Consider the following 14,837-nt stretch of genomic DNA (forward strand, 5'->3'; position numbering starts at 1 on the left):
AGTCTCCTAGTCTACAAATTCAAACTCAAATTTACCAATGCGGACCAAATCCCCATCTTTAGCACCACGCGCACGAAGGGCTTCATCAACCCCCATACCACGAAGCTGGCGAGCAAATTTCATGACTGATTCGTCACGATCAAAGTTGGTCATATTAAAGAGTTTCATGAGTTTTTCACCAGAAAGTACCCATGTTGCATCGTCATCACGACTAATTTCAAAGGCTTTTTCTTCCTCATCAAATCCATAGTAGGCTTCTTCTTCCATATCTGACTCGTCGTAGAGCAAGAATTCTGGTGTCTTGTCTAGCAATTCTGCTGTAGCATCCAAAAGCGTAGCCAGACCTTGCTTTGTCAATCCAGAAATCGGGAAGATAGCTGGTAACTCTTCAAATTCATCATAGTTTTCAGCCAATTTTTTCTTAAATTCTTTAAGATTTTCCTGACTCTCAGGCATGTCCATCTTATTGGCTACAATAATCTGTGGACGCTCCATGAGACGAAGATTATATGACTCTAGCTCTTTATTGATAGCTAGATAGTCCTCATAAGGATCACGGCCTTCGCTAGCTGACATATCAATGATATGAAGGATGACACGTGTACGCTCAATGTGACGGAGGAACTGAGTTCCCAAACCGACACCCTGACTAGCCCCTTCAATCAAACCTGGTAAATCAGCTACTGCAAAGGATTCACCTGATTGGGTACGAACCATACCTAGATTTGGCACAATGGTCGTAAAGTGGTAGGCACCAATTTTAGGTTTAGCAGATGTGATAACACTTAAAAGTGTTGATTTCCCTACAGATGGGAAACCTACTAAACCAACATCTGCCAAGATTTTTAGTTCCAATTGTAACTCACGTTCCTGACCTGGTTCTCCATTTTCAGAGATTTCCGGTGCAGGATTTTTCGGTGTCGCAAAGCGGATATTTCCACGACCACCACGACCACCGTGGGCAACGATAAATTCTTGACCGTGTTCAATCAAATCTGTCAAGACCTTGCCTGTCTCAGCATCACGCACAGTCGTACCTTGTGGTACTCGAACTCTAAGGTCCTCAGCACCACGACCATGCATCCCTTTGGTCATTCCTTTCTCACCAGAATCAGCCTTGAAATGGCGATTATAGCGGAAATCCATGAGAGTACGTAGACCTTCGTCTACAACGAAGACTACATTACCTCCACGACCACCGTCACCACCCCAAGGACCGCCATTAGGGACATATTTTTCACGGCGAAAGGCAACCATACCATCGCCACCATTACCAGCCTTGACCTTGATCTTGGCTGTATCTAAAAACATACTCATTTTTTTCTTCTCACTTTAAAAAAGGGCTGGGAAATCCCAGTCACAAAATTTTCTTGAATCTATTTTATAGATTACTGAGGGCACCAATTGCAGTTGCAAAAATACCCAAAATACTTGCTACTAACATGATAAGTACGATAAGCAAGGTTAATTTCTCAAACATAGTTTTTTTACGTTTTCCATTATCTCCAAATGCCATTTTTATCTCCTTCGTTACATTCTATTTTCTATTATCTTAGCATGAATTCAGCTAGTTTTCAATAGTCACTTGCTACCGGCGCAATAATCCATAAAATGATATAAGCTACAATTCCTGCCCCATAACAAAATGCAAGAACACCCCATATTACGCGAACGATAGTTGGATCCATATCAAGATAATGGGCCACTCCGGCACAAACACCCGCAATCTTTTTATCAAGACTACTTCTCATTAATTGTTTTTTCATGGCTGTTCCTCTTTCTATTCCTCATGGTCTTTCCAATAATCTCTTATGCTGATTAACTGCGTTTTTGAAGCCTTCAGCATGCGTCTAGAGCCTTTTACGGGCACAGCGACCACCTGTTGCGGTAGATACAAAACTGTCTTAAAGATTCGCTGACTAACCGTATCGTCTTTAGCCAAATCTTTCTGGAAGTTATTTGAAATAATGGCATCCAGATAAAACTCATGCACTCGTTTTCCAAAATTCTCAGCTGAAATCTCGTACAATTTCTCTGATAAGGTATGCTCATTCATATCTGGCGTTGCAATCAGGGCTTCTAAAATAGCTCCAGCCAAATCATGTTCTCCATAATACAAGGTTCCAAACATTTTATCACTGATAAGATTGTCCAGATAAGGATTTCCATGTGCAATGACAGGCGTTCCACTGGCCAAGCTTTCCAAGTAGGTCAAGCCTTGGGTTTCACTTGTCGATGCTGAAATGAAGAAATCCGCTGCCTTATAGTAAAGAGCCGTCTCACTAGGAGCAACCATCCCTGTAAAGATGACTGAGTCTTGAATCTCTAGTTTCTTGGCTTGCTCTTTAAGGTCATCCAGATAAGGACCATCCCCAGCAACCACCAGTTTGACCTTGTCTTCCTCTTTCAGAACTTCTGCAAAGGCTGCTAGTACTGCTTGAATATTTTTTTCATAGGAAATTCTGGAAAGACTAAGCAACATCTGTTCGTCCTCTTGAATCCCTAATTTACTACGCAGTTCTTTTAGATTTTCTTGCTTGATTTCTGGACGCTCAAACTTGGCTAATTCAATCCCAGTTGGAATGACCCGTTTTTCAACCTTGACCTTATAGTCAGATAGCAAGTCACGGACAATCTCACTCGGGCAAATAACCCCATCCACATCATGCAGGAAACCTCTTACTAAGTACTTGACCATACTAGGACGAATCAACATCCCCTTAGCAATATAATGCACGTAGTCTTCGTATTGGGTGTGATAGGTATGGATGACTGGAATCTTCAATTCACGCGCAATCCAAATTCCCAACAAGCCAAGAGAAAATTCTGTCTGAGTATGGATAATATCCAGTTGATATTGTTTAGCAATTTCAAGCGCCTTGCTGAATCCTCGATAGGCAAAGCGGCGATCCTTAAAAGCAAAGAAAGGAACACTTGGAATGCGGATAATTTGCCAATCTTCATAACGATTGACATCCTTATCTGTCGTTGTAAATATAAAAACAGCATGTCCCTGCTTTTCAAGTTCGGTTTTCAAGGTTCGAATACTGGTCGCAACACCTGAAACCTGAGGAAAATAGGTATCTGTAAATAAACCAATTCGCATAGATTACCTCACTTTTTACTTTCTCCCTAAAGCGGCTTGTTTCTCATAAAAGTCCAACCAGATTTGTAACAGATGCTCTTCTGAATACTCTCTAGAAATATTCTTAGCTTTTTCTTTCAAATCTTTTAAAGCAGCAGGATTCGCTTGATATTCCAGAATAGCTTCTTTCATCTCTTCTCTGTCTGCTGTAGCCCGATAATTTCCCTCCAAAATTACCTTATAAAGATCTAAATCACGCAACATAATCGGAGCTTCACAACTGGCAGCTTCTAGGATAGTCATAGGAAAGAGTTCATTGTAACTAGGAAGCAAGAAAAGATCCGCTAGGGCATACAATTCGCGCATCCGCTCTGGCGATACAATACCTGGAAAAATCAAATTTTTAGGGGGATTTTCCATGATTTTCTTGTAGCGTTCATAACCATCTGTCATACCACCAAAAGAGAAACCACCTGCCCAGATAAAGGTAATTTGCGGCAATTCCTCAGCCAGACGGATAAAATCGTCAATCCCTTTGCGTTTCTGAACTTGACCAGCACCTACTACGATAAACTGATTGTCACTAAGACCTAGCTCTGTACGCAGTCTCGCTACCTCTTCCTGTGGAAGCGGATGCCATTTTTCCTTGTTGACAAAGTTAGGGATATAGGTCACTTTTTCACGTGGAATACCAGCTGCCACTAAATCCTCAATAAACATAGGATTGACCACCACCAAGTGCTCCATCCGGTTGTAAAAAGAAAATACATAGCGTTTCACAATTCCCTTTATGAAAAATGGAATTTTCAAACTCCCCTCGAGTGTATCAGGTAAGAAATGCACATAGCCAATTTTCCTTCCTGATCGTTTCTTCTGGAATGTTGATAAATAATAGGGGAGATCAATTGTATGAAAGTGAGTCACATCTGCCTCTATTGGAAGATTTTCTGTAACAATCAATTGGTCCTTGGCATCACGGTGAAGAAGACGAACTAATTCACGGTAAGCACCTGAAACTCCTTGTCCTGCTACTTTCTCACTTGAACTCAACATATTGATGCGTAATTTCTTTTTTTCCATAACTACTATTATATCATTTTCTTTGAATAAAATCAGCAAAAGAAAGGAGAGACTAGAGGAAAAGAGGGGGAAATTTCCTCGCTTTTCCAATAATCTCTCACATGTTTTTATTTGTTTACTTAATGCCTAGGGCAATACGTGCATAGCGACTCATTTTTTCAACAGTCCAGGCTGGATACCAAACTAATTTGACCTCAGTATCCGTTACTTCTGGAACCTCTGTCATAGCATCATAAATCTGGTCTGTCAAAAGGTCTGCTAGAGGACAACCCATGGTTGTCAAAGTCATATCAATCTCTGTTTGTCCTGTGTCACCGTCAAAACGAATTTCATAGATCAAACCAAGATTGACAATATCGATTCCCAACTCAGGGTCAATAACTTCTTCCAAGGCTGATAAAATTCGTGTTTTGATGTTTTCAATTTGCTCTTCTGTATAAGCCATATTCATCCTCACTCTTAGTCTTCAATAAAATCACGAAGCGGTTTGCTGCGACTTGGTTGGCGTAGTTTTCTCAAAGCTTTAGCTTCAATCTGACGGATACGCTCGCGAGTCACGTTAAAGACTTTACCCACATCTTCAAGGGTACGCATTTTACCATCATCTAGCCCAAAACGCAGACGCAAAACATTTTCTTCACGGTCTGTAAGAGTATCCAAGACCTCATCCAACTGCTCACGCAAGACGATACGAGTTGTATAGTCCACTGGATTTTCAATCACTTCATCTTCGATAAAGTCCCCAAGGTGGCTATCATCCTCTTCACCGATTGGAGTTTCAAGGGATACCGGTTCTTGGGCAATCTTCAAGATTTCACGAACCTTGTCAGGGGTCATATCCATACGTTCAGCGATTTGTTCTGGTGTTGGATCTTGTCCCAATTCTTGAAGGAGGTTACGCTGTTCACGAACCAATTTATTGATGGTTTCAACCATGTGAACTGGGATACGGATGGTACGAGCTTGATCCGCAATAGCACGAGTGATAGCCTGACGAATCCACCAAGTTGCGTAAGTTGAAAACTTGAACCCTTTAGAATAATCAAACTTGTCAACCGCCTTCATCAAGCCCATATTTCCTTCTTGAATCAAGTCAAGGAACTGCATACCACGACCAACATAGCGTTTAGCAATAGAAACAACCAAACGAAGGTTGGCTTCCGCAAGACGTTGTTTGGCTTCGATATCACCAGCTTCAACAGCAAGCGCCAATTCTTTTTCCTCTTCATTGGTCAAGAGAGGTACGACCCCGATTTCTTTCAAGTACATACGGACAGGGTCATTAACCTTAGCCGAAGTTGAACCAATCAAGTCCTCATCACTGAGTTCTGGCTCTTCTTCAGTGCTAAGAACACGCGCACTTGGATTTCCTTCGTTATCTGTGATAGAAATCCCTGCATCCTGAATTCGTTGCAAGAGATCTTCAATCCCATCAGCATCCAAGGTAAAAGGAATCACCAGACTTGCATTAATTTCATCATCAGTTGCTGTCCCTTTTTGTTTATGATTACGGATAAATTCTGCTACTTGTACATCAAATGTTGTTACTTCTTTTTGTTTTGTTGCCATTATTACTCCATTCTTCTCTTTTGGGAAATTAAACGTTCCAATTCTTCTAGGGCTGTGTCTGTATCTCCTACATGGCTCGCTTCCTGCACCTTCTTTTTGATTCTCATATTGTCCTGATTCAAGAGAGCCTTGTTTCGAGTCATTTCTACTTCACTAAGTTCCTGAGGTGACATCTCAGCAGGCAAATCCTGAGCTAAGACTTGGTACCAAGCTCTTTCAACTTCATCTGTCTGTTCTGCTAAAACTTCCGGAGGAAGATTTCCATACTGGCCAAGCAAGTCATATAAGACCTGAAATTCAGGTGTGTCAAATGCAAAGTCTTCCCTTAAACGGTAATCGTTCAAAACAAGAGGAGATTCCATCATTCGATAAAGTAGATGAGCTTCTGCTCTCATAATAGCTGATAACTGCTTGGTGACAGGCATAGTGATTGACGTCGGTCTGGAAATACCTTCCATGCGATTCTGCCTTTGTGCCTGACGACTCTCATTAACAATCTGCTCAATCTGGGCATAATCAAAGGACGCCAGACTGTCAGCTAAAATATGTATATAGCTGTTTTGAGCAGTAATAGATTTTTCTTGAACAATCAAGGGAGCTATTTTTTCAATAAACTCAATCTGTGCCTGCAGATTTTCACTGTTTTCAGGCTTATACTGATGAATGTAAAACTCAATCGGACTAATACGAGTTTTCGTTAACAGATAGGCCAAGTCTTCTGGTCCATTTTTTTGTAGATACTCATCTGGATCCAAGTTATCAGGCATGCTGACGATTTGCACAGGCATATCACCAATTTCGTCCAGCGCTTTCAATGTCGCGGCTTGCCCAGCCTTATCACCATCATAAACAAGAACCAACTTCTTGGTTAACCTTTTTAGATGCTCAACATGCTCACGACTTAAGGCCGTTCCCATAGACGCCACAGCATTTTCGATTCCAGCACGATAGGCTGCAATGACATCCATGAATCCTTCCATCAGATAAATCTCACTGGTTTTTCCAGAAGATTTTTTAGCCCTATCCATATGATATAATTCGTAACTTTTGTTAAAAATTGCAGTCGATCGGCTATTTTTATACTTAGAAGTTTGTGAATCCGTTTTCTGCCAGATACGACCTGAGAAGGCAATAACCTTTCCCTGGTCATTTGTCAGGGGAAACATAATCCGATTGTGAAAGGTATCTACAAATTGATTAGCATCCGAGAGATAAAACAGTCCTGAATCTAGGAAATCCTCATCACGATACTGACCAGACAAACGTTGATAGAGATAGTTTCGTTCTGGAGGTGCTAAACCAATCCGAAAATGTTTGAGCACTTCATCTGTCAAACCACGCTGATAAAGGTAGTTTCTGGCCTCCTCCCCCATGGTCGTTGTCATGAGAATAGCATGGTAAAATTTGGCTGCATCTTCGTGCATATCATAAAGAGCTTGGTGGGCTGAAGCTGGCTTCTGTTCACTATAAAGCGGTTTTTCCACCTCTATCCCGACACGCTGACCTAAGATTTGGACAGCCTCCATAAAGGGAACTCCTTGATACTCCTCGATGAATTTAAAGACATCACCTGAGCGCCCACAACCAAAACAGTGGTAAAACTGCTTGTCCTCTACAACGTTGAAAGAAGGTGTTTTTTCACCATGAAAAGGACAGAGCCCTAGATAGTTCCGTCCTGCCTTTTGTAAAGAAATCACATCTCCTATGACTTCCACAATGTTGGCATTGTTTTTGATTTCTTCAATGACTTGTTTGTCAACCATACACAATACCTCCATGTTATCATAGTTTACTTTATATAGTATACTTTATTTCAGAAAAAAAGTAAACCATTTCACTCATTTTCCCTACTTTATTCAAAGAGTTGATAATAATCAGAGATTTTCATTTTTGCTTTTTCTTCTTGGTTCAAATCTTGGATAATTCGTCCTTCTTTCATGACAATTAAACGATTGCCATATTTGAGAGCATCTTCCATATGGTGGGTAATCATAAGCGCTGTCAGCTGATCTTTCTTGACAAATTCATCCGTCAATTCCATCAAGGCCACACTGGTCTTTGGATCAAGGGCTGCAGTATGCTCGTCTAACAAGAGTAATTCAGGACGCTTCAAGGTTGCCATTAAGAGACTCAAGGCCTGTCTTTGACCACCTGATAAGAACTCAATCGGTGTATTCAAGTGTTTCTCAAGACCATTTCCTACTTTTTCAATGGTCGCTTGAAATTCATCCTTGTAGCTAGCCAGTCGTCTCGGAAACAGTCCTCGTTTTTCACCACGAAACTTGGCAATCAAAAGATTTTCAGCGACCGTCATACGGGGAGCTGTCCCCATCTTAGGATCTTGGAAGACACGAGACAGATACTTAGCCCGCTTCTCTGGTGAAAACTTGGTAACATCTTCACCTAAAATACGGATGGTTCCACTGGTTAATGACAAGGTTCCTGCAATAGTGTTAAAGAGAGTTGATTTCCCAGCACCATTTCCACCTAAAATCGTGATAAAATCCTGTTCAAAAATTTCTAAGGAAACATCATTTAAAATAATCTTTTCTTCATCAAAGCCATTTTTAACGACTTTGGTTGCATTTTTTAATTCTACAATTGCTGTCATTTACTTAACTTGGCTCCTTTCAAGATTGTTTGCTTAAATGTTGGAATCATGAGGCAGACTGCTAAAATCAAGGCACTGTATAAACGAAGGTAACTTGTATTAAAGCCAAGAGCGATAACTGCCCACACTAAGAATTGATAGGCGATAGAACCCACAACGATGGCAACCAGACGCTCTGCCAAGCTCAAACTCTTGAAAATAACTTCTCCAATTATCAAACTTGCAAGCCCCACAACGATAACTCCAATTCCTCGAGATACATCAGCATAGCCTTCTTGCTGGGCAATGAGAGCTCCTGCAAGGGCAATCACACCATTTGATAAAACCAAGCCCATAAGCTCCATGCGTCCAGTATGAATCCCGAAACTTCTAGCCATATCAGGATTGTCACCTGTAGCAATATAGGCTTGTCCGAGTTTAGTGTCCAAGAAAAAGAGCATGAGAGCAATAACAAGACTGACAAAGATAAGACCTGTCAAGAGTTGATTCAAATCCGAATCAAAAGGCAAAACATCCTGAATTTGCTTGGTTCCAAGCAGGCCTAAATTCGCACGTCCCATAATTAAGAGCATGATAGAGTGACAGGAAGTCATCACCAAAATCCCTGAGAGCAAGGTTGGGATCTTCCCTTTTGTATAAAGAAGGCCTGCTGCCATTCCAGCCAAACAACCTGCTCCTACAGCAACAAGAGTCGCTAAAAATGGGTTCACGCCTTTGGTTATCAAAGTGACAGCAACAGCTCCCCCAAGAGGGAAGGAACCTTCTGTCGTCATATCTGGAAAGTTTAAAATCCTAAATGTCATAAAGATTCCCAGACCTAAAATAGCCCAGACAAATCCTTGAGAAATAATAGATAATATCATCTGTTTCTTAACCTTTTCTATATGATTTCTATTGTAAAAAATTGGAGGAGATGTCCCCAACTCCTCCATTACAGATTATTCAATCACTTGTCCTGCTTCTTTTAGAACAGATTCAGGAATCGTAATACCTAATTCTTGTGCCAATTTTTTGTTAATCACTGACTTACCAGTTGAAAAGACATTAACTGGAGTATCAGCTGGTTTTGCACCTTTCAAGACTTGCGCAATCATTTTACCTGTTGCCACACCAAGGTCATGTTGGTCAACTACAACTGATGCCAAACCACCAGCTTCTACCATGGCAGTTGCGCTTGGATAGATTGGTTTTTTAGCTGATTGATTGCTTGAAATAACTGTTGAAAATGCAGATGCGATTGTGTTATCGATTGGAACCCAGATAGCATCAACCTTGCTAGTCATAACGTTAACTGTTGAAGCAATTTCATTTGTTGAAGGAACAGCAAATGTTTCGACTGTCAAACCTGCTTTTTCAGCATAAGCCTTAAATTCTTCGACTTGAGTTTTTGAATTGTCTTCGCTACTTGAGTAAAGAGCTCCGATTGTTTTCACATTTGGTGTCAAAGCTTTGATGAGTTCAACTTGTTGTTGAGCGGGATTGTGGTCAGATACCCCTGTAATGTTGCCACCTGGTTTTTTCAAATCTTTGACCAAGTTAGCACCAATTGGGTCTGTAATAGCAGCCATGATAACCGGTAGGTCTTTTGTTGCACTAGCCAAACCTTGAGCAGCTGGTGTTGCAATACCAACCACAAGGTCATTCCCATTTGCAACCAATTGTTTACTCATTGTCGCAACCTTACTTTGGTCACCTTCTGAGTTCATAAAATCGATTTTAACTTGATCATCTTTATATCCTTCTTCTGCAAGTCCATCTTGGATCCCTTTATAAATCAAATCAAGAGATGGATGGCTCACAAACTGAAGAACACCAACTTTGGCAACTTTCTTCTCATTCTTAGCTTCTGGTTTATTCATTGAAGAATAAATCAAGCTTCCTGCTACTAAGACTGCTAAGGCAGCGATAATTCCAATTAAACGTTTATTTTTCATTCTATTTCTCCTTTTTATTCCTTTAAAATACTTCACTTATCTAATACTCTTCGAAAATCTCTTCAAACCACGTCAGCGTCGCCTTACCGTAGATATATGATACTGACTCTGTCAGTTCTATCCACAACCTCAAAACAGTGTTTTGAGCAGCTTGCGGCTAGCTTCCTAGTTTGCTTTTTGATTTTCATTGAGTATAAACAAGCGACGCCATCGTTTTCTTTCCATACTAACCTCCATCAAAAAAAGTCCTCACACAAAAAACTTGTGTGAGGACGTCGATGCGCGGTACCACCTCAATTATAGGAAATTTCCCTATCACTCTGTCTCGCAATAACGAGATGCACTATAAGGTGTGCTCACCGAATTTTTATGATTTCAAATTCTAAATAACATTCAGCCCAATTTTCATCATCATCACTTATCTGTTTTCAGCGACCACAGACTCTCTAAAAAGTTTATATGATTACTTTTCTGAATGGTTAAATTATATCATTTTTCAACTACTTGTCAAGACTCTTTGAGCATTTTTTTGAAATATTCAAAAACTTCCCCTATTGAAAAGAGGAAGTTTGATAGGTATCAGCCCGAATTACGCAATCCTGTCGCAATTCCGTTGATGGTTGTATGGATTAATTTTTCTTGATCGCTTGATAATTCTCCTCGACGTTGACGTTTAATCAACTCTAACTGGATATAGTTAAGGATATTAAAGTAAGGCATACGATAATCCAAACTTGCTTTTAGATATGGATTTTCAGCCAAGAGTTCATCATATCCTTCGATAGCCAAGATGACTTCCTTGGTAACTTGCCACTCATTTAAAATAGTCTCATAAATTGCTTTTACTTGATCATCTTCGCAAAGTTTGGCATATTCAAAAGCAATATTCATATTTGATTTTGACAAGACCATGTCGACATTTGAAAGAAGCGATTGGAAGAAAGGCCAATTTTGGTACATATCTCGTAAGATAGCAATATTCTCTGGATTTTTATCGATAAATTCCTTGAAGCTTGAACCAACTCCATACCATCCAGGGAACATGACGCGACTTTGCGACCATGAGAAGACCCAAGGGATAGCTCGCAAACCACCGATTTCAGTAATAGTCTTACGAGCGGCTGGACGAGAACCAATATTAAAGCTTGAAATAGCCTTGATTGGACTTGACTCAAAGAAATAATCATAGAAATGATCATTACCAAAGACCAAATCACGGTAGATATCGTAACTACGGTCCACCACTTGGTCCATAATAGCTTCGTAACGATTTGAGGTGTTGGTATCGCTCTTCTTCTGAGTAATCATACGGTTAATGGCCGCCGAAACCAACATTTCAAGGTTATAGTAAGCTGCGTCTTTGTTACCATATTTATTGCCAATTACTTCACCCTGCTCCGTCAAGCGGATACGATCCTTAATGGACTTGAGTGGTTGAGATGTGATAGCTTCATAAGTTGGTCCCCCACCACGACCAACAGTACCACCACGGCCATGGAAGAAGGTAACCTTCACGCCAAATTCATCTCCAATAGCAGTCAATTGTTGTTGAGCCTTGTAGAGGGTCCAACATGATGAAAGGTAACCACCATCTTTATTACTATCAGAGTAACCAAGCATGATTTCTTGGTAGTTATTACGTGAAGCAATCCATTTCTTAGCAAGAGGAAGAGAAAGGTATTCTCTCATGGTTTCTTCTGAGTGGTCCAAGTCCTCGATTGTTTCAAAGAGAGGAACAATTTGGACACGGGCTCTTTCTTTATCAACTAACCCTACTTCTTTTAGCAAGATAGCCAATTCCAACATGTCTGATACGCTGGTTGCATGTGAAATGATGGTCTGACGAATGACATCATCTCCCAACTTATCTTTCAACTTACGAGCAGCCTTAAAGATTGCTAATTCTTTTTCAAGTAACTCTGATTTTTCAACATGAGTGGCAGAAAGAATACGCGGATCTTCTTCCAATTCTTTCAAGAGAAGCTGGCATTTTTCTTCTTCACTTAGTTCACTATAATGAGAATGAATACCTGCTGATTTCAAAAGTTCAGCTACACAGGCTTCGTGAACACTAGAATCTTGACGCATGTCAATAGATGCCAAATAGAAACCAAAAATTTCAACTGCCTGGATCAACTCAACAAAATCACCAGAAATCAGTGCTTCACCCTTATTTTCCAAGAGGGAATCACGAATAGTAATTAAATCCTTATAAAAATCATTAGCTGTTTCATAGCGAGCTCCAACTTCCTTATCTTCAATCAGATAGGTTTTTGTTGCTTGGATTTTTGATTGAATATCAAACAAGGCACGACGATAAAGCTCTTTTTCACGGTAGATCGAGTTATCCTTGGATTGACGAGCCATTTCTCTGACTTGCTTGCTCACATTGACAATACTGGTTGAAAGAGAGAATTCACGATAAAGTTGGTAAATCTTTTCATCATAGTAGTTCATGATGACTTCACACTGAGTCATAGCAGATTGTTTCAAGGTATCTGCTGTAACAAAAGGATTACCATCACGGTCTCCACCAATCCACATTCCCATGGTAATTGGTTTAGGATGTTTCAACTCCAAACCATGTTTTTTAGCGAGACGCTTGTACTCAGCAGTCAAATGAGGGACAGCCTTCAGGAATGAACTATTGTAGTATTCCATAACATTCGTGATTTCATTGGTTACTTTCAATTTCTTTTCACGAATCATATCTGTCTGCATGATAATCTCAATGTAACGACGGAGATCATTATGCCATTTTTCCTTATTAATCAAGCCTAATTTCACATCACGATACTTACGCAAGAGGGTGTGGATATGGTTGGTCAAATCCAACATACTCTTACGTTGCACTTGTGTTGGATGGGCTGTCAAAACAGGGACAACATTCAAGTGTTCAAGAATTTCAACCGCATTTTCTTTTTCAGCAACCATTTTGATTGTTGCTGATAATTTCCCAAGATAATCTTGATCGATATTATTTTGGTGGTTGATTTCATAAGCCAAATCCACGTCTTCTGAAATATTAATCAAGAGGGGCAAGATAGAGAAATAGCGTGAAATATAAGCCATTTCATCATTTGACAGACTAGTAACCAGTTGGTTCAAGCCCTGATAATCTTCTTGAGTTGATAATTCTTTCAACTCCATGATTTTTGCAAAAGTCTCTGGGGCAAGCATATTTTTAGTGATATCTTCTAACAATTCTGTTAAAATCAATACTTCTTCTTGCACGACAGCTTTATTACTATAGTTTTCTAATTTTTGAAGAGACATAGGTAATCCTTTCCACTATCAACTCTACATATAGTTTGATGAGTGAGCTTCTAACTCCTCATATAATTGGGCACGTTTTTCACTTGCATCAATATTTAAGACAAAGGCGATGGCTACAGACAAGACTAGGAGACTGTTCCCTCCTTGTGATAGGAATGGGAAGGTTACTCCTGTCGAAGGAATAATGCCAGAAATTCCACCGATATTGACAAAGACCTGTACCAGCATCATCCCCCCAACTCCAATCGCCATCATGGAATTAAAGGGATTCTTAGCACGAATACCGACTAGGATAATCCGCAAAATCAGGAAAAAGACAAGGGCTAAAATCAAGCTGGCTCCCACAAATCCAAACTCTTCAATGACAATTGAAAATACAAAGTCTGTATGGGCCTCTGGTAAATAACCACGTTTTTCAATTGAATTTCCTAATCCTAGACCAAACCAACCACCATTTACCATGGCAAAGTAGGAATTTGCAAGTTGGTGGCCTGCTCCTGCCAAATCAGCAAAGGGATTAAAGTAGGCACTGAAACGCTTAGCAACGTAACCAAATACTGGAACTTTTGAAAACTTATCAACCCCAATCATAGAAATAGCTGATAAGGATAGGGCTGAAACTCCAAACAATACACCGATAAAGACTATAAACCAACGATGAGCAATCCCACTAACTGTATACATAATCAAGGCGACCAGCGCTAGGATTGTAGCATTCCCCAAATCTGGGAAAATAGCCAAACTTCCTATCATTACCAAGAGGACAAAACGCCAATCATTAAAAGCTCGAGGAATCCATTGATTTTGAGTTAAAACTTGAAAATCGTAAATACCAATTTCATCCTGTTGTTTTGAAAAACGTTGGGCCAAGTACCAGACGATGATAATCTTCAAATACTCCGCTGGCTGAATGGTCAAAGGTCCTACTGAAATCCAACCATAGGCTCCATTGACTGGCGTACCAATTAAGCGAGCCAGAGCTAAGAGAATCAGCTCAACAAACATAACAATAAATAAAAGTCGTTCTTTTCTTAAAAAATTCAGTTTCAGCTTATATATCAAGGCAATCAATATTAAACTAAATATCCAAAACATTCCCTGACTTCGAACCAATTGGAGGGCACTTTTACCTTCTTCGATAAGAATGGCACTGGTTGTAGAATAGACTACAATCAAACCCAAAATAGATAAAAGTAAGTAAGGAACTAGAATAGAATAGTTTAATAGGTGCCTCTTACTAATCTTCATAGTATCACCAATCTAATGAGAACAAAAGAAATTA

At 40.0% G+C, this 14,837-nt stretch carries 13 protein-coding genes and 1 other annotated feature; all 13 genes read right to left on the reverse strand.

Annotation, left to right across the window (positions count from 1 at the left end; genetic code table 11):
• Positions 1-6 precede the first annotated feature (6 nt).
• On the reverse strand, positions 7-1,317 hold the full coding sequence (gene obgE / locus B7703_RS08940) for a GTPase ObgE (protein WP_004248745.1): 1,311 nt from the start codon (positions 1,315-1,317) through the stop codon (positions 7-9).
• A 64-nt stretch (positions 1,318-1,381) separates the two neighbouring features.
• Positions 1,382-1,516 carry a DUF4044 domain-containing protein gene (locus B7703_RS08945; RefSeq protein WP_000863852.1) on the reverse strand — a complete coding sequence of 45 codons (135 nt, stop codon included), beginning with the start codon at positions 1,514-1,516 and terminating at the stop codon, positions 1,382-1,384.
• Positions 1,517-1,574: 58 nt separating this feature from the next.
• A complete protein-coding gene (locus tag B7703_RS08950) occupies positions 1,575-1,751 on the reverse strand; it encodes a PspC domain-containing protein (protein ID WP_084924625.1) in 177 nt (58 codons plus the stop codon).
• Positions 1,752-1,780: 29 nt separating this feature from the next.
• Positions 1,781-3,106, reverse strand: coding sequence for a glycosyltransferase family 4 protein (locus B7703_RS08955; protein ID WP_084924509.1), 1,326 nt, complete (start codon positions 3,104-3,106; stop codon positions 1,781-1,783).
• 15 nt (positions 3,107-3,121) lie between these two features.
• Positions 3,122-4,165 carry an alpha-galactosylglucosyldiacylglycerol synthase gene (gene cpoA / locus B7703_RS08960; protein ID WP_004254610.1) on the reverse strand — a complete coding sequence of 348 codons (1,044 nt, stop codon included), beginning with the start codon at positions 4,163-4,165 and terminating at the stop codon, positions 3,122-3,124.
• A gap of 115 nt (positions 4,166-4,280) precedes the next feature.
• Positions 4,281-4,610 (reverse strand): metal-sulfur cluster assembly factor, encoded by a 330-nt coding sequence (locus B7703_RS08965; RefSeq protein ID WP_000331925.1) that lies wholly within the window; start codon positions 4,608-4,610, stop codon positions 4,281-4,283.
• A gap of 14 nt (positions 4,611-4,624) precedes the next feature.
• Positions 4,625-5,734, reverse strand: a complete 1,110-nt coding sequence (gene rpoD, locus B7703_RS08970; protein WP_000201903.1) for an RNA polymerase sigma factor RpoD — start codon at positions 5,732-5,734, stop codon at positions 4,625-4,627.
• A 2-nt stretch (positions 5,735-5,736) separates the two neighbouring features.
• Positions 5,737-7,497: a DNA primase gene (gene dnaG / locus B7703_RS08975; RefSeq protein ID WP_084924510.1), complete on the reverse strand. Its 1,761-nt coding sequence runs from the start codon at positions 7,495-7,497 to the stop codon at positions 5,737-5,739.
• Between the two features lie 89 nt (positions 7,498-7,586).
• Entirely contained in the window at positions 7,587-8,345 is a 759-nt protein-coding gene (locus B7703_RS08980; RefSeq protein ID WP_020901797.1) for an ABC transporter ATP-binding protein, read from the reverse strand.
• A complete protein-coding gene (locus B7703_RS08985) occupies positions 8,342-9,208 on the reverse strand; it encodes an ABC transporter permease (RefSeq protein ID WP_084863531.1) in 867 nt (288 codons plus the stop codon). The genes B7703_RS08980 and B7703_RS08985 overlap by 4 nt, the downstream gene beginning before the upstream one ends.
• A 75-nt stretch (positions 9,209-9,283) precedes the next feature.
• Positions 9,284-10,279 carry a tryptophan ABC transporter substrate-binding protein gene (gene trpX, locus B7703_RS08990; protein ID WP_084924512.1) on the reverse strand — a complete coding sequence of 332 codons (996 nt, stop codon included), beginning with the start codon at positions 10,277-10,279 and terminating at the stop codon, positions 9,284-9,286.
• A 265-nt stretch (positions 10,280-10,544) separates the two neighbouring features.
• Positions 10,545-10,762 (reverse strand) — a binding site (T-box leader).
• 96 nt (positions 10,763-10,858) lie between these two features.
• A complete protein-coding gene (gene ppc, locus B7703_RS09000; protein ID WP_000058154.1) occupies positions 10,859-13,555 on the reverse strand; it encodes a phosphoenolpyruvate carboxylase in 2,697 nt (898 codons plus the stop codon).
• 24 nt (positions 13,556-13,579) lie between these two features.
• Positions 13,580-14,803: a cell division peptidoglycan polymerase FtsW gene (gene ftsW / locus B7703_RS09005; protein WP_033684998.1), complete on the reverse strand. Its 1,224-nt coding sequence runs from the start codon at positions 14,801-14,803 to the stop codon at positions 13,580-13,582.
• Positions 14,804-14,837: the final 34 nt, after the last annotated feature.

This window comes from Streptococcus mitis, assembly GCF_002096735.1.
Taxonomy (GTDB): Bacteria; Bacillota; Bacilli; order Lactobacillales; family Streptococcaceae; genus Streptococcus; species Streptococcus mitis_CZ.

What these genes read in the sequence shown, in the direction of transcription:
- obgE (WP_004248745.1), bottom strand. Translation starts at nt 1,317, where the DNA reads ATGAGTATGTTTTTAGATACAGCCAAGATCAAGGTCAAGGCTGGTAAT.
- B7703_RS08945 (WP_000863852.1), bottom strand. Translation starts at nt 1,516, where the DNA reads ATGGCATTTGGAGATAATGGAAAACGTAAAAAAACTATGTTTGAGAAA.
- B7703_RS08950 (WP_084924625.1), bottom strand. Translation starts at nt 1,751, where the DNA reads ATGAGAAGTAGTCTTGATAAAAAGATTGCGGGTGTTTGTGCCGGAGTG.
- B7703_RS08955 (WP_084924509.1), bottom strand. Translation starts at nt 3,106, where the DNA reads ATGCGAATTGGTTTATTTACAGATACCTATTTTCCTCAGGTTTCAGGT.
- cpoA (WP_004254610.1), bottom strand. Translation starts at nt 4,165, where the DNA reads ATGGAAAAAAAGAAATTACGCATCAATATGTTGAGTTCAAGTGAGAAA.
- B7703_RS08965 (WP_000331925.1), bottom strand. Translation starts at nt 4,610, where the DNA reads ATGGCTTATACAGAAGAGCAAATTGAAAACATCAAAACACGAATTTTA.
- rpoD (WP_000201903.1), bottom strand. Translation starts at nt 5,734, where the DNA reads ATGGCAACAAAACAAAAAGAAGTAACAACATTTGATGTACAAGTAGCA.
- dnaG (WP_084924510.1), bottom strand. Translation starts at nt 7,497, where the DNA reads ATGGTTGACAAACAAGTCATTGAAGAAATCAAAAACAATGCCAACATT.
- B7703_RS08980 (WP_020901797.1), bottom strand. Translation starts at nt 8,345, where the DNA reads ATGACAGCAATTGTAGAATTAAAAAATGCAACCAAAGTCGTTAAAAAT.
- B7703_RS08985 (WP_084863531.1), bottom strand. Translation starts at nt 9,208, where the DNA reads ATGATATTATCTATTATTTCTCAAGGATTTGTCTGGGCTATTTTAGGT.
- trpX (WP_084924512.1), bottom strand. Translation starts at nt 10,279, where the DNA reads ATGAAAAATAAACGTTTAATTGGAATTATCGCTGCCTTAGCAGTCTTA.
- ppc (WP_000058154.1), bottom strand. Translation starts at nt 13,555, where the DNA reads ATGTCTCTTCAAAAATTAGAAAACTATAGTAATAAAGCTGTCGTGCAA.
- ftsW (WP_033684998.1), bottom strand. Translation starts at nt 14,803, where the DNA reads ATGAAGATTAGTAAGAGGCACCTATTAAACTATTCTATTCTAGTTCCT.